The sequence below is a fragment of the Allobosea sp. CCNWLY174 genome (assembly GCF_037120455.1).
Taxonomy (GTDB): Bacteria; Pseudomonadota; Alphaproteobacteria; order Rhizobiales; family Beijerinckiaceae; genus Allobosea; species Allobosea lupini.
Genome location: NZ_JBBBBQ010000002.1, coordinates 81,074 through 97,905, shown reverse-complemented (window position 1 = coordinate 97,905; position 16,832 = coordinate 81,074). Strand labels below are relative to the sequence as shown.

The window sequence follows — 16,832 nt, the reverse complement described above, 5'->3', positions numbered from 1 at the left end:
GGACGGGTTGCAGAGGGCGAATATCGGCCGCTGTTGCAGGGCGGCATCTTGTCGAAACAGGCCGAGTCACGCAGTTATCGGCGTGGATCGGCCAGGGACCGGGGAAGTTTATCGATGCGCCTTCGCCGCCTGGCGGAAACCGTCTCAGCCGCCGCTCTCGGCCTTTCGTTCGCGCTCGCTGCCGCAACAGCGCAGGAGGCAAGCGGGATCGGTCAGCCACTGCCTGAACAGCCCGCTCTGGTCATTCTCAGGACCGACGCCGAGCCGCGACAGCTCGACATCCCCACCCCGGCGGAGGTGACGCTCGACCTGCGCCCGTCCGCCGGCCTGCAGTCGGCCGAAGCGGCAGAGACCAGGGAGATCGTCACCGGCGCGCTCTCGACCAGGCCCGACCACAGCCCGGCCGAGCTTGAGCTCGATCTGCCGGAGCCGGAGATGCCGCCGGTCGATCCGGCTTTGGTGAAGCCGGCTGAACCCGCGCCGCAGCCGCAACTGGCAAAGCCCGCACAGATCGACCTGCCGCCTCTTCCCGACGTCGCGGTCACGATGCCGCCGGGTCTCGAACTCTCCGGCCGGATCGCGGCCCAGGCCGAGATCGCAGCCGCCCTGCCCCGCCTCTCCGCTCGCGAGCGGGCCGACATCGTTGCCGCTTATGCCGCCAACGAGAACCGCCCGTTCTGGATCGACGGCAAGGATTTCGGTGCCTCCGGCAAGCAGATCGTCGCGCGGCTCGGCCGCGCCGGCGATGACGGCCTGCGCGCCGGCGACTACCTGCTGCCGGTCTTCGAGGGCAGCGACAAGGATAGCCTCGCCGCGGCCGATATCCGGCTCTCGGCGCTCGCCGTGCTCTATGCCCGCGACGCCCGCGGCGGCCGTCTCGACCCGCGCCGTCTGTCGAAGCTGATCACGCCGAAGCTCGAATTGCCGTCAGCGACCGAGGTCCTGTCCGAGCTCGCCGGTGCGGCCGATGCCGGCGCGGTTCTCGCCGCCTATAATCCCCAGCATGCCGGCTATCAGCACCTGAAGGCCAAGCTCGCCGAGCTGCGCGCTCATAAGCCCGAGACGCCGGTCGCCCGCATCCCGGCCGGCCCTGCGCTCAGGGTCGGCATGCGTGACGAGCGCGTTCCGTTGGTCCGCGCCCGGCTCGGCCTCGGTAGCAGCGAGGAGCCGGTCTACGATCGCTCGACCGCGCTGGCTCTGGCCGACTTCCAGAAGCAGGCGGGGCTGCGCGCCGACGGCGTGCTCAGCGACCAGACCGTCGCCGCCCTCGCAATGCCGCGCTCGACCCGGTTGGAGAGCGACATCATCGCCCAGATGGAGCGGTGGCGCTGGCTGCCGAGCGATGTCGGCGAGAACCGCATCGTCGTGAACATCCCCGAATACCGGATGCGCGTGATGCACGGCGACAGGCTCGCCTATGAGTCGCGCGTGATCGTCGGCAAGCCGGAATCGGCGACGCCGGTGTTCTCGCACCGGATGGAGCACGTCGTCGTCAACCCGTCCTGGTACGTGCCGCCCTCGATCCTGAAGAAGGAGTTCCTGCCCGGGCTCGCCAACGATCCGAACTATGCCGCCAGGCGCGGCTATGTCGTGACGCGGGGCAAGAACGGCAGCATCTCGGTGCGCCAGCCACCGGGCGAGCGCAACGCGCTCGGCTGGATCAAGTTCATGTTCCCGAACGACCATGCCGTCTACCTGCACGACACGCCCAATCGCGGCCTGTTCAGCGCCGGCAAGCGCGCCTTCAGCCATGGCTGCGTGCGCGTCGAGAACCCGTTCGCCCTCGCCGACCAGGTGCTCGGGCCGGAATGGACGAGCGAGCGGCTGAAGCGGCTGATCGGCTCGGGCGAGCGCACCATCAAGCTGCCGCAGCCGCTGCCGATCCATCTCGTCTATGAGACGATCGTCGTGGACGCAGCCGGTGCCATCACCACCTTCGACGATATCTACGGCTTCCACAGGCTGGTCAGGAACGCCCTCGAGCAACGTTCCTGACGGTTGCAGCCTGGAAAAAGTCCCATTCGGCACGGTTTCGCCATGATCTGCCGGTAGCGAGCAATCTTGCTTGCCGGATTCCGGCGGGGAGTTGTCTCGCCGGTAACCTCCCGTTAAGCCTTCTCGGCAACTGTTCCTTCACGTTTATCGCTCCGGTTCGCCGGGTGCTTCGAGACGGGTCTGGCAGAGTGAGCAGGTCGAAAGCCGAGATCGCAGCACGGCTCCCGCAGTTTTTGCGGTTGAGCGCCCGCGCCGGCTTTCTGCTCGCTACGAGCGCAAGCTTCCTGGTGCTTGGCGTGCGCGGCACGCAGAACGCCGTCGCCAACGGCGACACCCGCACGATCACGATCAAGCACATGCACACCAAGGAGGAGACGACCGTCACCTTCAAGCGTGACGGCCGCTACGACTCAGCGGGGTTGGAGAAGCTCAACTGGGCGCTGCGCGACTGGCGCATCGACGAGCCGATCCGCATGGACCCGCGCCTGTTCGACATCGCCTGGGAGGTCCATCGCAAGGTCGGCTCCGACCAGCCCTTCCACGTCGTCTCCGCCTATCGCTCGCCCGGCACCAACTCGATGCTGCGCCGGCGCTCGCGCGGCGTCGCCAAGCACAGCCAGCATATGCTCGGCAAGGCGATGGACTTCTACCTGCCCGACACCCCGACAGCCCGCATGCGCGAGGTCGCGATGCGGATGCAGCGCGGCGGCGTCGGCTTCTATCCCGGCGCGCATACTCCTTTCGTCCATCTCGACGCCGGCTCGGTCCGCTCCTGGCCGCGCATGACCCGCGACCAGCTCGTACGCCTCTTCCCCGATGAACAGACCGTGCATCTGCCTGCCGACGGCAAGCCGCTCGCGGGCTACGAGGTCGCTAAAGCTGCGATCCTCTCCAGCGGCGGCTCGGTGATGGGCTATGGCGCCGGGGACTACGACGAGGGCGCGATCATGGCGTCCGGCGGCGGCGGCAAGAGCTTCTGGGCTGCGCTGTTCGGCGGCGACGACGAGGAGGCCGACGCCCGCCCGACCCGTGGCCGTGCGGCCGCAGCCCGTCGCGCGCCGACGCCGCAGCCGACCGTCATGGCTTATGCCGGCGACAGCAACAGCGGTGATGGCGGCCGCTTCGCCGTGTTCAATGCGCAGCCGGCCCAGCCCGAGCCGAGCGGCCGTTCCGTGCTGCGCGAGCGGTCGAATCGCGCAACGACCACCACCGCGCCGCCGCCGGAGGAGACGCAGGTCGCCGCCCTGGCTCCTGCCCAGGTTGCGCCGCCCGAGCCGCCGAAGCCGAGCCCGATCGCGACCGCACTTCCTGTGGCGCGCCCGAGTGGCCTGACGCCGCCCGTGCCGAATCCACCGGCCGGCTCGCCGCAGCTCGCCGCCCTGGCGGCGGAGGCCACGGCCCTGCCGCTGCCCGCCTCCGAGCAGAAGCTCATCCTCGCCTCGCTGCCGCCGCGTAGGCCGACCGACCTGCCCGGCCCGTCGCTGGAGACCATCCTGACCGGCAAGGCCGTCTCGGCCCCGCTGCCGCCGTCGCGCCCGGTCGCGCTGGCAAGCCTGTCGACCGAGGGGCTGCGTCTGAGCGACGACGCCGAGGACACCGTTTCCGCCATTCCCGCCGGCGCCAAGCTGGTCGCGATCAATCATCCGATGCCGCCGATCCGGCCGCGCCCGCCGGGCGCCGCGCCGGAGCAGGCCGGCACGACGCAGGTCGCTGCGCGGCCGCGCAGCACTCCGATCGCTGCGGAATACAACGCCGACCGGGCCGGCCTCGACTCGCTTTTCGCCGCTGTCTCGGCGCCGGAGGCCCCTCCGCCACGGCGCGCCACCGTCGCGACCGCCAAGGCGAAGGCTGGCGCGGAGGCTCAGGCCAAGGGCTGGGTCGCCGGCGCGAGCCCCGCCGCCTCGCTCGGCTTCTCTGCCGCCGAGCCCAGCGATGTCGGCACCAGCGGCTTCAGCGGCCCGGCGGTCAAGGCGCTGCCGACGACCTTCGTCCAGAACTGAGCGAGCCCCAAGACTATTCCTTGTCGATCGGCCAGGCCTTGAACACCGGAAGCGCCTCGCAGGCCGCTGCTTGGCGCGCCAGCGCCGGCCAGCGCTTTTCTTCGACGAATTCCGGGAAAACAAAACGGCAGAACCCCCAGGCGATCGCGGCAGCGATATCGCCCGGCCGCAGCTCAGGGCCGGCGCCGATCTCGCCACGCTCCGCCGCCTGGTCGAGCAGGTCGAGCGCGGTGTGGAGCTGCGCCAGAATGCGCTCCTGCCAGTTGTCGTAGCGCTTCTCCTCCGGCCGCTTGCGCTCGTATTCGACCGAGACCGCCTTGTCCGCCGCGACGATGCCGATGCCGGTCAGGCTCAGATCCCTGACCCGCGCAGCCTTGTCCATCGGCCGCAGGGAACGGCCAGCGACGTCCTCGAAATGCTGGATGATCAGCAGGGATTCGCTGAGCACCGTGCCGTCATCGGCGACCAGCGTCGGCGCCTTGATCAGCGGGTTGATCTTGCGGAACTCCGGCATGTGCCGGAACACCGAGACCGAGCGATGCTCGAATTCGAGGCCGAGCAAGGTCCCGGTGATGGCGGCGCGCCGCACATAGGGGCTATCGAGCATTCCAACCAGCAGCATCGCGATCTCCCGTTGTCGTGGTCGGAACACTGGCCGCTTGCGCACGCCTTGCCACGCGAATTCGGGTGAAGCGCAACTTCACGCCATTTGATGCTCGTCGGCGGGGTAGTCCTCGGGCGCCAGTTCGCCGGCCGCGATCTTCGCCTGAACGGCCGCCTGGCAGGGATCCCAGGCCGGCGTGTTGCCGAAGCGCTCGAGCATGAGATCGATCAGCACCCGCACCTTGCCGGGCACGTAAGGCCCCGGCGGACGCACGACATGCAGTGCGCTCTCCCGCATCGGATAGCGCCAGAGGATGTGCTCGACGGTCCCGGCGCGAATCGCATCGCTGGCAATGAAGGTCGGCAACACGACGATGCCGAGCCCCGCCTCGGCCCAGCGCAGCAGCGTATCGCCATTGTCCGAGCGCAACCGCCCCGATGGGCGCACGGAAACCCAGCGCCGGCCCATGCGGAAGCCCCAGTCGACCACGCTGTTGCCCGAATAGACCAGGCATTCGTGCCGGGCGAGGTCGAGCGGCGTCTCCGGCCGGCCGTAGCGGGCGAAATAGTCCGGGCTGCCCAGCACCGCCGCCTTTACCGGTGCGATGCGCCGCGCCACCAGGCTGGAATCCTTGAGCGAGCCGATCCGGATCGCGGCATCGAAGCGCTCGCCGATCAGATCGACCTGGCGATCGCTGGCTTCGACATCGAGTTCCAGCCGGGGGTGGCGCTCCGCCAGCTCCGCCAGTACCGGCGCCAGATGGCGGTAGCCGAAGGAGAGCGGCATCGACAGCCTCAGGCGTCCGGCGACACCCTCGGATTGCTGCGCCATCGCTTCGCGCGCCTCGGCGAGCTCCGACAGGATGCGCTCGCCGCGCGCCTTGAACTCCAGTCCCGCTTCGGTGGCGGCGACGCCGCGGGTCGTGCGGCTGAGCAACCGCGTGCCGAGATCGGCCTCCAGCCGGGCGATGCGGCGGCTGACGATCGATTTCGCCAGGCCGAGGCTATGCGCGGCCCGGCCGAAGCCGCCGGCGTCGACCACGGCGACGAAGCTCCTGATATCGTCGATCTCGGACATGAAGCGTTCCTGGATGAGCAACAGATTGGTGCCCAATATGGGCATTCTGGTGCGCCAGGTGAACCGCTACCTCTTCTTCATCAAATCCCGCTTTCGCAGGAAGGCCGCCTAGAGGCGCGCTCCGAGACAAACAGCCCCGTTTCATCGGCCTGCCAGCGTTACAGATGAGGAAGCCATGCTCGACAAGCTCAAGAAGCGCCGTACGCAATATGCCCTCGGCAAAAATCTGCCGATCTCCGAAACGCAGGTCGATGCCCTGATCCGGGAAGCGATCCGCCTCTCGCCCTCCAGCTTCAATTCGCAGAGCTCGCGCGCCGTCATCCTGTTCGGCCGGGAGAGCGACAAGTTCTGGAGCATCGCCAAGGAGGCGCTTCAGGCGATCGTGCCGGCTGCCGACTTCGCCGGGACAGCCAAGAAGCTCGAAGGCTTCGCCAGCGGCGCGGGTACCGTGCTGTTCTTCGAGGACCAGGAGCCGGTCAAGGCTCTCCAGGCCAATTTCCCGCTCTATGCGCACAATTTCCCGATCTGGTCGGAGCATTCGACCGGCATGGCGCAGCTGGCGGTGTGGACTGCGCTTGCCGATGCCGGCATCGGTGCCAGCCTCCAGCACTATCATCCCCTGGTCGATGCCGAGGTCGCCAAGACCTGGAACATTCCTGCGTCCTGGAAGCTCACCGCGCAGATGCCGTTCGGCTCCAACGAGGCGCCCTTCGGCGAGAAGACCTTCATCGACGACGAGGTCCGGTTCCGCACCCATCGTTGATCGGGGGCAGCTCGGACTGATTGCCTGAAGCAACACCTTGAAGAATAAAGCGCCGCTCGGGGAGCATCCTCCGGGCGGCGTTTTTGTGCGACGCACACCGAATCCGGTCCAAATTGGGCTGCTTCGCCTGGGATGAGGTCGCCGGCGCTGGTCACGAGCCCGCCGCCCCACCGGCCCGATCGGTCCGGCGCGCGCCTCGGCGCTTGCAAAGACGCCGCTCCTGTCGGATGCCATAGGGAAAGCGCTGCAGGTTTCGCAGTGGCTCGCTAGGCTGAACGGCCGGGCTCACAGCAGGAGGGGGAGCGTAGTGAAGATCGGTTCGCCTAAGGAACTCTTCGCGGGTGAGGCGCGCGTCGCCATGACGCCCGACAGCGCGCAGCAACTGCAGAAGCTTGGCTACGACTGCCTCATCGAGACCGGAGCGGGTCTCGCCGCCGGCTTCACCGATGACGCCTACCGGGCCGCCGGCGTGACGGTGGTCGAGAGCGCCGCGGCGCTCTGGGACGAGGCCGACATCATCGCCAAGGTGCGCCCGCCCGAGACCGCGGAAGCCGAGCGGCTGAAGGCCGGCAAGACGCTGATCTCGTTCTTCTACCCGGCGCAGAACAAGGAGCTGCTGGAGTTCTGCAAGGGCAAGGATGCCAACGTCATCGCCATGGACATGGTGCCGCGCATCTCGCGCGCCCAGAAGATGGACGCGCTCTCGTCCATGGCCAACATCGCCGGCTATCGCGCCGTGATCGAGGCCGGCAACAATTTCGGCCGCTTCTTCACCGGCCAGATCACGGCCGCCGGCAAGGTGCCGCCGGCCAAGGTGCTGGTGGTCGGTGCGGGCGTTGCGGGTCTTGCCGCCATCGGCACCGCGACCTCCCTCGGCGCCATCACCTATGCCTTCGACGTCCGCCCGGAAGTCGCCGAGCAGATCGAATCGATGGGCGCTGAGTTCGTCTATCTCGACTTCAAGGGGCAGCAGCAGGACGGCGCCGCGACCGGCGGCTATGCCGCGCCCTCCAGCCCCGAGTTCAGGGAGGCCCAGCTCAAGAAGTTCCGCGAGCTCGCTCCCCAGATCGACATCGTCATCACCACGGCGCTGATCCCCGGCCGCGATGCGCCGGTGCTATGGACCGCCGACATGGTCGAGGCGATGAAGCCCGGCTCGGTCATCGTCGATCTCGCCGCCGAGCGTGGCGGCAATTGCGAACTGACCAAGCCAGACGAGAAGATCGTCACGCCGAACGGCGTCACGATCGTCGGCTACACCGACTTCCCGAGCCGGATGGCGGCGCAGTCCTCGACGCTCTACGCCACGAACATCCGCCACATGATGACGGACCTGACGCCGGCCAAGGACGGCAAGCCCGTCCACAACATGGAGGACGACGTCATCCGCGGCGCGACGGTGACCTTCGAAGGCGCCATCACCTTCCCGCCGCCGCCGCCCAAGGTCGCCGCGATCGCGGCCCAGAAGCCTAAGGAGAAGGCCAAGGAGCTGACCCCGGAGGAGAAGCGGGGCAAGGAAGCCGCCGCCTTCAAGGCGCAGACCCAGTCGCAGCTGATGCTGCTCGGCGTCGGCACCGTGCTGATGCTGATCGTCGGCGCCTATGCGCCGGTGAGCTTCATGAGCCACTTCATCGTCTTCGCCCTCGCCTGCTTCGTCGGCTTCCAGGTGATCTGGAACGTGTCGCATTCGCTGCACACGCCGCTGATGGCCGTCACCAACGCGATCTCCGGCATCATCGTGCTCGGTGCCTTGCTGCAGATCGGCTCGTCCAGCTGGCTCGTCACCTTCCTGGCGATGATCTCGGTGCTGATCGCCTCCATCAACATCGTCGGCGGCTTCCTGGTCACGCGCCGGATGCTCGCCATGTTCCAGAAGTCCTGAGGGGGCCGCAGTGAGCATCGGTATCGTTTCTGCGGCCTACATCTCCGCCGCCATCCTGTTCATCCTCTCTCTCGGCGGGCTCTCGAACCAGGAAAGCGCCAAGCGCGCGGTCTGGTACGGCATCGTCGGGATGGCGCTCGCCGTCATCGCCACGGTCTTCGGGCCGGGCAGCGGCAAGCTCTGGCTCGTCATCGTCATGTTCGCCATCGCCGCGGCGATCGGCTGGCAGGTGGCGATGAAGGTGCAGATGACGGAAATGCCGCAGCTGGTCGCGGCTCTGCACTCCTTCGTCGGCCTCGCAGCCGTGCTGATCGGCTTCAACGCCCATATCGAGCTCGCCTCGGTGATGAAGCTCGATGCGGTGGCCCGCGAGGCGCTGACCGGCTTTGCCGGCGTGCTGGCGCACAAGACCGGGGTCGAGATCTCCATCCTGAAGGTCGAGGTCTTCCTCGGCGTCTTCATCGGCGCGGTCACCTTCACCGGCTCGATCATCGCCTTCGGCAAGCTCGCCGGAAAGGTCGACGGCAAGGCCAAGAAGCTGCCCGGTGGCCACATGCTCAACGCCGGCGCCGCTGCGCTCTCGCTGCTGCTGCTGATCCTCTACGTGCAGGGAGCCGGCTTCTGGGCCCTCTTCCTGATGACGCTGCTCGCCTTCTTCATCGGCTACCACCTGATCATGGGCATCGGCGGCGCCGACATGCCGGTCGTGGTCTCGATGCTGAACAGCTATTCCGGCTGGGCCGCGGCGGCGATCGGCTTCACGCTCGGCAACGATCTCCTGATCGTGGTCGGCGCGCTGGTGGGTTCGTCAGGCGCGATCCTCAGCTACATCATGTGCAAGGCGATGAACCGCTCCTTCATCTCGGTCATCCTCGGCGGCTTCGGCAACACCACCGGACCGGCGCAGGCAATCGAGGGCGAGCAGATCGCGATCGACGTCGACGGCGTCGCCACCGCGCTGAACGACGCCGACAGCGTCATCATCGTGCCGGGCTACGGCATGGCGGTGGCGCAGGCGCAGCAATCGGTGTCGGAACTGACCCGCAAGCTGCGCGCCGCCGGCAAGGAGGTGCGCTTCGCCATCCACCCGGTGGCCGGGCGTCTGCCGGGCCATATGAACGTACTGCTCGCCGAGGCGAAGGTGCCCTATGACATCGTCCTGGAGATGGACGAGATCAACGAGGACTTCCCGAACACCGACGTCGCGATCGTCATCGGCTCGAACGACATCGTCAATCCGGCGGCGCAGGAGGACCCGAACTCGCCGATCGCCGGCATGCCGGTGCTGGAGGTCTGGAAAGCGAAGCAGGTCTTCGTCTCCAAGCGCGGCCAGGGCACGGGCTATTCCGGCATCGAGAACCCGCTCTTCTACAAGGAGAACACGCGGATGTTCTACGGCGACGCCAAGAAGAGCCTCGACGAATTGCTGCCCAAGATCGCCTGATCGCACAGGCCGTTCGCCGAGTGGCAGACTCGGGAGCGCCCCGGCAGAAACAGAAAAGCCCGCCCGGCACGATCGCCGGGCGGGCTTTCTTCTTGCGCGAAGGTGCCGTTCAGGCGGCCTTTGCCAACTCCGGCGCTACGGTAAACGGCGCAGCCGTCTTGGCCTTGACCTCGTCGAGCGTGACGTCGGGCGCGAGCTCGATCAGGGTCAGCCCGCCACCCTTGGCCTTGTCGCAGGCCATGACACAGAGATCGGTGATGATCAGGTCGACCACGCCGGCGCCGGTCAGCGGCAGCGAGCAGCGCTCCAGCACCTTGGATTCGCCCGCCTTGTTGGCGTGATCCATCACCACGATGACCTTCTTGACGCCGGCGACGAGGTCCATCGCGCCGCCCATCCCCTTCACCATCTTGCCGGGAATGGTCCAGTTGGCGATGTCGCCATTGGCAGCCACTTCCATGGCGCCGAGGATGGTTAGGTCGATATGGCCGCCGCGGATCATCGCGAAGCTATCGGCCGAGGAAAAGAAGCTCGAGCTCGGCAGGATCGTGATCGTCTGCTTGCCGGCATTGATCAGGTCGGGATCGGCCTCGCCCTCATAGGGGAAGGGACCGATGCCGAGCAGGCCGTTCTCGGACTGGAGCGTGACGTCCACACCTGCAGGAATGTAGTTCGCCACCAGCGTCGGGATGCCGATGCCGAGATTGACGTAGAAGCCGTCCTGCAGCTCCTTGGCGGCGCGGGCGGCCACCTGTTCACGGGTCCAGGCCATCAGGCGGTCTCCCTCTTGCGCTCGGTGAGTTTCTCGATCTTCTTCTCGTTGATCGTGCTCTTGATCAACCGGTCGACATAGATGCCGGGGGTATGGATCGCTTCCGGATCGAGCGAACCGACCGGCACGATCTCCTCGACCTCGGCCACCGTCACCTTGCCGGCGGTCGCCATGTTCGGGTTGAAGTTGCGCGCGGTGCGCCGGTAGACGAGGTTGCCGGCCGTGTCGGCCTTCCAGGCCTTGACGATGGCAAGATCGGCCCGCAGCCAAGTCTCGCGTACATAGAGCTGGCCCTCGAATTCCTCGACCGGCTTGCCCTCGGCGACGACCGTGCCGACGCCGGTACGGGTGTAGAAGGCCGGGATGCCGGCGCCGCCGGCGCGGATGCGCTCTGCCAGCGTGCCCTGCGGGTTGAGCTCCAGTTCGAGCTCGCCGGAGAGGTATTGCTGCTCGAACAGCTTGTTCTCGCCGACATAGGACGCAATCATCTTCTTGATCTGCCGGGTCTGCAGCAGCATCCACAGGCCGAAGCCGTCGGCGCCGGCATTGTTCGAGATCACGGTGAGGTTCTTCATGCCGGAATCGCGGATCTGCGGGATCAGGCTCTCCGGGTTGCCCGACAGGCCGAAGCCGCCGGACATGATCGTCATCCCGTCGAACAGCAGCCCGTCGAGGGCCGCCGCGGGGCTGTCATAGACCTTCTGCGTCATTCAGTTTCACTCCCTTTGTCATTGGATCGCATTGGCGGGTTGCCGTCAGACGCGTTCGAGTCCGATGGCGATGCCCTGGCCGACACCGATGCACATGGTGGCGAGTGCGCGGCGCTTGCCGGTCAGAGACAGCTCCAGCGCGGCCGTGCCGGCGATGCGGGCGCCCGACATGCCAAGCGGATGGCCGAGCGCGATCGCCCCGCCATTCGGGTTCACATGGGCGCCGTCCTCGGCGATGCCGAGCTCGCGCAAGACGGCGATGCCCTGGCTGGCGAAGGCTTCGTTGAGCTCGACGATGTCGAAATCACCAGGCTTGATCCCCAGTCGCTCGCACAGCTTGCGCGTCGCCGGGATCGGGCCAAGGCCCATCACGCGCGGCGCGACGCCGCCGGTGGCACCGCCAAGAACGCGCGCCAGCGGGGTCAGGCCATACTTCGCCGCTGCCTTCTCCGAGGCGACGATCAGCGCCGCCGCGCCATCGTTGACGCCCGAGGCGTTGCCGGCGGTGACCGTGCCGCCTTCCTTCCGGAAGGGGGTCGGCAACTTGGCGAGCTTCTCCAGCGTGGTGTCGCCGCGCGGATGCTCGTCGCTCTCGACGCGGATTGGATCACCCTTGCGCTGCGGGATGACGACCGGAACGATTTCCTTGCCGAGACGACCATTCTGCTGGGCCGCGACCGCCTTGAGCTGCGAGCGCAGGGCGAAGGCATCCTGGTCGGCCCGGCTGATCTTGCAGTCGGCCGCGACGTTCTCGCCGGTCTCCGGCATGGAATCGATGCCGTACTGTGCCTTCATCAGCGGATTGACGAAGCGCCAGCCGATGGTGGTGTCGTGGATCTCGGCATGGCGCGAGAAGGCGCTGTCGGCCTTGGGCATCACGAACGGCGCCCGCGACATGCTCTCGACGCCGCCGGCGATCATCAGTTCGGCCTCGCCGGCCTTGATCGCGCGCGCTGCGGCGATGACCGCATCCATCCCTGAGCCGCAGAGCCGGTTCATCGTCGTGCCCGGCACCTCCTTGGGCAGGCCGGCGAGCAGCAGCGACATGCGCGCGACATTGCGGTTGTCCTCGCCCGCCTGGTTGGCGCAGCCGAAGATCACGTCGTCGACGGCGCCGAAATCGACACTTGGGTTGCGCTCGATCAGGGCCTTCAGCGGCACGGCGCCGAGATCGTCCGCCCGCACCGACGAGAGGGAGCCGCCGAAACGGCCGATCGGCGTGCGGACATAGGCGCAGATGAAGGCTTCGCTCATGCGGAAGGACCCTTGCTGTTTCCTCGAATTCCATGCGCCGCCGGATGCGGCGGATGCAAATTATCTTTCGCCCCGACTGCCGACGCTTGCTTGCGGCGGAATATGCAGCAGCCAAACTCTTATGTTAAATGAAATCACTGCCCACGATAATAACCGTGAGGTTATCGAACCATGGCCGAGTCGCTCCTGTCGACAATGGATCGGCGCATCAAGTTTCGCCATCTCCGTTGCTTCATCGAGGTCGCGCGGCTGAAGAGCGTCGTCAAGGCGGCATCGGTGCTCCATGTCAGCCAGCCCGCGATCTCCAAGACCGTGCAGGAGCTCGAAGAGCTCCTGGGTGCCGCCCTGTTCGAGCCCAATCGCCGGACCATGCTGCTCACCGGCGCCGGCGAAATCTTCCTGCGCTATGCCAGCGCCAGCGTCACGGCGCTGAAGCAGGGCATGCGCATGGTTGGCGGCGACGAGATGTCGCCGGAGCATGCCTTCACCGTCGGGGCCCTGCCGACGGCCTCGGCCAGGATCCTGCCGGCCGCCATCGCCCATGTGACGCGACGCTATGAACGCCTGAGACCACGGGTCGTGACCGGGGCGAACGACGTGCTCATGGCGCAGCTGCGGCTCGGCGACCTCGATCTCGTCATCGGCCGCATGGCCGCGCCGGAGACGATGACGGGCTTCACCTTCGAGCACCTCTATTCCGAGCGGATCGGGCTGGTCGTCCGGCCGGAACATCCCCTGCTTCAGGCAGAAGCGTTCGCCCTTGCCGCGATCGCGGACTATCAGCTGCTGATGCCACCGCCTGGATCGGTGATCAGCTCGACGGTCGAACGTTATATGATCGCCAATTCGATCCAGCCGCGCTCGGGCGTGATCGAGACCGTCTCGGACGCCTTCGCCCGCGGCTATCTTCGGCAGACCGATGCGATCTGGTTCATTTCCGAGGGCGTGGTCGCCGAGGACGTCGCCAGCGGCCAACTGGCCCTTTTGCCGGCCCATACGGAAGACACGCTGGGGCCGGTCGGCCTGACGACGCGCGCCGACGCCGTCCTGTCCCTGTCGGCCCAGATCTTCATCACGGCGCTGCGGGAGATCGCCGCCGGCTGGCGCGCGGGAGGCACCTGAAAAGCCAGGACCGCAACGATCTCGAGGGCAACTTCCAGCCGCAAACGCTTGTCGTACCGGGCGACCGGAGGCCGACCCGGGACCCAGTCCGGAACCTCAATCGGAAAGGCTCAGGGATCGGTCCCGGATCTACGCTTCGCTTCATCGGGGATGGCGGCGTGCCTGGCCCTGACGATAGCCTCAGGCGCTCTCGCCGACCGCCTGCAGATAAAGGTCGAGGATCGCCTCTTCCTCCTTGCGCTCGTCGAGGTCGCGCTTGCGCAGCGCGATCACCTTGCGCAGCACCTTGACGTCGTAGCCGTTGCCCTTGGCCTCGGCATAGACCTCCTTGATGTCGTCGGCGATCGTCTTCTTCTCTTCCTCGAGCCGCTCGATGCGCTGCACGATGCTCTTGAGTTGATCGCCTGCAACCGGATCGTCCATTCTCAAAACCCTTCTTCGGAAATTGGCCGCAGGGGTTCGCAAGGATGGGCGGCAAGGTCAAGCAAGAAGGACGCCGTGTTCACATCTCTCGTGCCGCAGCCAGCGCTCCCGGCAGAAGCCGCGCCAGCCTCAAACCCCACGCGCGGGCCGCATGCGGCTCGCCGATCAGGTCCTGCCTGATCTCGATCAGCGCGTCGAGGAGGCCCCGGCGCGTGGCATGGCGGTCGATCGTGTCGCCTGGCAGGCCGCCATTATAGGGCTCGTTGTCGCCGACGATCAGGTCGCCCTCCGCCTGCAGCGCCGCGATCAGCGCCTGCGCGAGGCGCCCTTCCCTGTCCCAGAGCACGCCTGCATGCCAGGGCCGCGGCACGCCCTTCCAGAACGGCGTGAAGGAATGCAGCGAGACGACCGCCGGCGGCTGGCCGACGGCAAGCGCCGTCTCGATCGCGCCATCGATGGCCGCGTCATAGGGTGCGTAGTAGCGCGCGATCCGTTCGGCGATCCCAGCGTCGTCGATCCGAGCATTGCCGGGGACGATCGCGCCGTCGGAAATCCGCATCACCAGCGTCGGATCATCGCGGCCGCGATTGGGGTCGATAAGCAGGCGCGAGAAATTGCTGAGCACGGCGGGCGCGCCGAGCGCCTGCGCCATCGCCCGCGTCATCTCGGCCGCGCCGATATCGTATGCGATATGGCGTTCGAGCTGCTGTGGCGGCAGGCCGAGCAGGTTCAGCTCAGGCGGTATCGCGTTGGTCGCATGGTCGCAGAGCAACAGCATGCCGGTCGCCGGATCGCCGGGAATGACCTCGACCTCGCCGGGTTGCCGCACCGGAGCACCGCCCTGCAAGCCCTCGTCCGCACGCATCATGACCTCGGACTACATCATCAAATCGCGGGTGACGCCCACGCCGACGCGGCATAGAAGGGGCTGAGACGAAAGTCGATTGCCAACAGCAGATTCGCAAGAGGAAGCGGCTTGGAGCAGCGGCAGGACGCAATCGCGGAGCGGCATCGGATCGCCCGCCGGATCTTCGACGCGGCCGTGGACAGAGCCCATCCGCGCAGCTGGCTCGCCGCGCATCTGCCACCCCCGCCGCCGCGCGGCCGCCTGATCCTGCTCGCCGCCGGCAAGGCCGCCGGCAGCATGACGCAACTGGCGGAGGCGCATTATCTCGACACGCTGAAGCTGCCGCCCGAACGCTTCCTCGGCCATGCCGTGGCGCGCCATGGCTACGAGGCTCAGACCCGCCACATCCCGATGCTGGCCGCCGGCCACCCCGTTCCCGACGAGGGCAGCATCGCCAGCGCGAGGCGGGCGCTCGAACTCGCTGCGTCCGCCACCGCCGATGATCTCGTCCTGGTGCTGCTCTCCGGCGGCGGCTCGGCCAACTGGGTCGCGCCCGCCGGCGAGCTCGCTCTCGCCGAGAAGCAGGCGGTCAACAAGGCACTGCTGCGCTCGGGCGCACCGATCGGCGAGATGAACATCGTCCGCAAGCGTCTCTCGCGCATCAAGGGTGGCCGGCTCGCGCTCGCCGCCGCGCCGGGCAAGCTGGTCACCCTCGCCGTCTCCGACGTGCCGCATGACGATCCTGCCGCGATCGCCTCCGGGCCGACCGTGCCTGATCCGAGCAGCATGGCCGACGCCCGCGCCATCGTCGCACGTTATGGGCTGACGCTGCCGCCGGCGGCGCAGGCGCTGCTCGCCGACGATGCCAGCGAGACGCCCAAGCCCGGCGATCCCGCCTTTACCGGCAGCGAATACCGCATCGTCGCCCGCCCGGCCGACGCCATCGCCGCAGCCGTCAAGGCCGCCGCCGAGGCCGGCTACGAGCCGATCGATCTCGGCCCCGATCTCGAAGGCGAGGCGCGCGACGTCGCCGCCGCCCAGGCCGCCCGTGCGAAGGAACTCAAGGCCGCCGGCCGCCGCGCCGCGCTGATCTCGGGCGGTGAGCTCACCGTCACCATCGCCGGCAATGGCCGTGGCGGGCCGAACCAGGAATTCGCGCTCGCCCTGGCGATCGCGCTCGCCGGCGAGCCCGGCATCGTCGCGCTCTCCGGCGACACCGACGGCACCGATGGCGGCGGCGGCGAAGCGACCGACCCGGCCGGAGCGGTCATCGACGAGACGACGCTGGCGCGCGCCCGCAGCCTCGGCCTCTTTCCCGCCCAATCGCTGGCCCAGAACGACTCGACCGGTTTCTTCTCGGCTCTCGGCGACCTGTTGCAGACCGGCCCGACCCTGACCAACGTCAACGATTGCCGCGTGATACTGATCGATCCAAGAAGCGATTCATGAGCAAAGGCGCACGTCTCCATTCGATTTTGCTGGCCGGAGGGCTGCTCCTGGCCGGCGCCAGCCCGGCGCTGGCCGATCTGCGCATGTGCAACACGACGGGCAGCCGCGTCGGCATCGCCCTCGGCTATCGCGATGCGCAAGGCTGGATCACCGAAGGCTGGTGGAATCTGGCGCCGCGCGCCTGCGAGACCCTGCTGCGCGGCACGCTGGCGGCGCGTTTCTACTATGTCCACGCCGTCGACTACGACAAAGGCGGCGAATGGACCGGCAAATCCGTCATGTGCACGCGCAACAAGGAATTCACCATCCGCGGCATCGAGGACTGCCTGGCGCGCGGCTATGAGCGCTCCGGCTTCTTCGAGGTCGACACCGGCGAGCAGAAGGGCTGGACGATCCAGCTCACCGACACGGCAGGCGCGGCGCCGCGCCCCTGATGCGGCGCAGCAAATCGCTTGCCCTAATCGGTTGAATCGGCGAGGGCTGCCGAAAG

15 protein-coding genes are annotated in these 16,832 nt (G+C 67.5%); 8 read left to right on the top strand and 7 right to left on the bottom strand.

Annotated elements, in window-relative coordinates:
• The first annotated feature begins 114 nt into the window (after positions 1–114).
• Both V7S63_RS07235 and V7S63_RS07230 read left to right on the top strand, forming a co-directional pair.
• Entirely contained in the window at positions 115–1,995 is a 1,881-nt protein-coding gene (locus tag V7S63_RS07235) for a L,D-transpeptidase family protein (RefSeq protein ID WP_336529723.1), read from the top strand.
• A gap of 239 nt (positions 1,996–2,234) precedes the next feature.
• Positions 2,235–3,995 (top strand): peptidoglycan L,D-endopeptidase MepK, encoded by a 1,761-nt coding sequence (locus V7S63_RS07230; RefSeq protein WP_336529722.1) that lies wholly within the window; start codon positions 2,235–2,237, stop codon positions 3,993–3,995.
• Between the two features lie 13 nt (positions 3,996–4,008).
• Here the strand turns inward: V7S63_RS07230 and V7S63_RS07225 are convergent, their stop codons facing one another.
• A complete protein-coding gene (locus V7S63_RS07225) occupies positions 4,009–4,617 on the bottom strand; it encodes a glutathione S-transferase family protein (RefSeq protein ID WP_336529721.1) in 609 nt (202 codons plus the stop codon).
• 78 nt (positions 4,618–4,695) lie between these two features.
• Positions 4,696–5,676, bottom strand: a complete 981-nt coding sequence (locus V7S63_RS07220; protein ID WP_336529720.1) for a LysR family transcriptional regulator — start codon at positions 5,674–5,676, stop codon at positions 4,696–4,698.
• Positions 5,677–5,851: 175 nt separating this feature from the next.
• Here V7S63_RS07220 and V7S63_RS07215 point away from each other — a divergent pair, with 175 nt between their 5' ends.
• The 3 genes from V7S63_RS07215 to V7S63_RS07205 all read left to right on the top strand — a co-directional run bounded on the left by V7S63_RS07215 (position 5,852) and on the right by V7S63_RS07205 (position 9,765).
• Complete coding sequence (locus V7S63_RS07215; protein ID WP_100963517.1) at positions 5,852–6,439, top strand: nitroreductase family protein; 588 nt, start codon at positions 5,852–5,854, stop codon at positions 6,437–6,439.
• A gap of 307 nt (positions 6,440–6,746) precedes the next feature.
• Positions 6,747–8,321 (top strand): Re/Si-specific NAD(P)(+) transhydrogenase subunit alpha, encoded by a 1,575-nt coding sequence (locus tag V7S63_RS07210; protein ID WP_336529719.1) that lies wholly within the window; start codon positions 6,747–6,749, stop codon positions 8,319–8,321.
• 10 nt (positions 8,322–8,331) lie between these two features.
• Positions 8,332–9,765, top strand: coding sequence for an NAD(P)(+) transhydrogenase (Re/Si-specific) subunit beta (locus tag V7S63_RS07205; RefSeq protein WP_091836415.1), 1,434 nt, complete (start codon positions 8,332–8,334; stop codon positions 9,763–9,765).
• Between the two features lie 109 nt (positions 9,766–9,874).
• Here the strand turns inward: V7S63_RS07205 and V7S63_RS07200 are convergent, their stop codons facing one another.
• The 3 genes from V7S63_RS07200 to pcaF are packed head-to-tail and all read right to left on the bottom strand — an operon-like array spanning position 9,875 to position 12,501.
• A complete protein-coding gene (locus V7S63_RS07200) occupies positions 9,875–10,537 on the bottom strand; it encodes a 3-oxoacid CoA-transferase subunit B (protein WP_336529718.1) in 663 nt (220 codons plus the stop codon).
• Positions 10,537–11,247 carry a CoA transferase subunit A gene (locus V7S63_RS07195; RefSeq protein WP_336529717.1) on the bottom strand — a complete coding sequence of 237 codons (711 nt, stop codon included), beginning with the start codon at positions 11,245–11,247 and terminating at the stop codon, positions 10,537–10,539. The genes V7S63_RS07200 and V7S63_RS07195 overlap by 1 nt, the downstream gene beginning before the upstream one ends.
• A gap of 45 nt (positions 11,248–11,292) precedes the next feature.
• Positions 11,293–12,501, bottom strand: coding sequence for a 3-oxoadipyl-CoA thiolase (pcaF, locus tag V7S63_RS07190; protein WP_336529716.1), 1,209 nt, complete (start codon positions 12,499–12,501; stop codon positions 11,293–11,295).
• 171 nt (positions 12,502–12,672) lie between these two features.
• Between pcaF and pcaQ the strand changes: the two genes are divergently transcribed.
• Complete coding sequence (gene pcaQ / locus V7S63_RS07185) at positions 12,673–13,623, top strand: pca operon transcription factor PcaQ (protein ID WP_244543871.1); 951 nt, start codon at positions 12,673–12,675, stop codon at positions 13,621–13,623.
• A 180-nt stretch (positions 13,624–13,803) separates the two neighbouring features.
• On the opposite strand, the gene V7S63_RS07180 is transcribed toward pcaQ, so the two are convergent.
• Together V7S63_RS07180 and V7S63_RS07175 are read right to left on the bottom strand one after the other, a co-directional pair.
• A complete protein-coding gene (locus V7S63_RS07180) occupies positions 13,804–14,046 on the bottom strand; it encodes a DUF2312 domain-containing protein (RefSeq protein WP_091836424.1) in 243 nt (80 codons plus the stop codon).
• Positions 14,047–14,125: 79 nt separating this feature from the next.
• The gene (locus V7S63_RS07175; RefSeq protein WP_336529715.1) at positions 14,126–14,911 is read right to left on the bottom strand and encodes an N-formylglutamate amidohydrolase; all 786 of its coding nucleotides are present in this window, start codon (positions 14,909–14,911) and stop codon (positions 14,126–14,128) included.
• A 111-nt stretch (positions 14,912–15,022) separates the two neighbouring features.
• Between V7S63_RS07175 and V7S63_RS07170 the strand changes: the two genes are divergently transcribed.
• Positions 15,023–16,342, top strand: a complete 1,320-nt coding sequence (locus V7S63_RS07170) for a glycerate kinase type-2 family protein (RefSeq protein WP_442896430.1) — start codon at positions 15,023–15,025, stop codon at positions 16,340–16,342.
• A complete protein-coding gene (locus tag V7S63_RS07165) occupies positions 16,339–16,776 on the top strand; it encodes a DUF1036 domain-containing protein (protein ID WP_208862298.1) in 438 nt (145 codons plus the stop codon). The genes V7S63_RS07170 and V7S63_RS07165 overlap by 4 nt, the downstream gene beginning before the upstream one ends.
• Positions 16,777–16,832: the final 56 nt, after the last annotated feature.

Excerpts from the sequence above, each read along its gene's own strand:
- V7S63_RS07235 (WP_336529723.1), top strand. The coding sequence starts at position 115 with ATGCGCCTTCGCCGCCTGGCGGAAACCGTCTCAGCCGCCGCTCTCGGC.
- V7S63_RS07225 (WP_336529721.1), bottom strand. The coding sequence starts at position 4,617 with ATGCTGCTGGTTGGAATGCTCGATAGCCCCTATGTGCGGCGCGCCGCC.
- V7S63_RS07220 (WP_336529720.1), bottom strand. The coding sequence starts at position 5,676 with ATGTCCGAGATCGACGATATCAGGAGCTTCGTCGCCGTGGTCGACGCC.
- V7S63_RS07215 (WP_100963517.1), top strand. The coding sequence starts at position 5,852 with ATGCTCGACAAGCTCAAGAAGCGCCGTACGCAATATGCCCTCGGCAAA.
- V7S63_RS07200 (WP_336529718.1), bottom strand. The coding sequence starts at position 10,537 with ATGGCCTGGACCCGTGAACAGGTGGCCGCCCGCGCCGCCAAGGAGCTG.
- V7S63_RS07195 (WP_336529717.1), bottom strand. The coding sequence starts at position 11,247 with ATGACGCAGAAGGTCTATGACAGCCCCGCGGCGGCCCTCGACGGGCTG.
- pcaF (WP_336529716.1), bottom strand. The coding sequence starts at position 12,501 with ATGAGCGAAGCCTTCATCTGCGCCTATGTCCGCACGCCGATCGGCCGT.
- pcaQ (WP_244543871.1), top strand. The coding sequence starts at position 12,673 with ATGGCCGAGTCGCTCCTGTCGACAATGGATCGGCGCATCAAGTTTCGC.
- V7S63_RS07180 (WP_091836424.1), bottom strand. The coding sequence starts at position 14,046 with ATGGACGATCCGGTTGCAGGCGATCAACTCAAGAGCATCGTGCAGCGC.
- V7S63_RS07175 (WP_336529715.1), bottom strand. The coding sequence starts at position 14,911 with ATGCGTGCGGACGAGGGCTTGCAGGGCGGTGCTCCGGTGCGGCAACCC.
- V7S63_RS07165 (WP_208862298.1), top strand. The coding sequence starts at position 16,339 with ATGAGCAAAGGCGCACGTCTCCATTCGATTTTGCTGGCCGGAGGGCTG.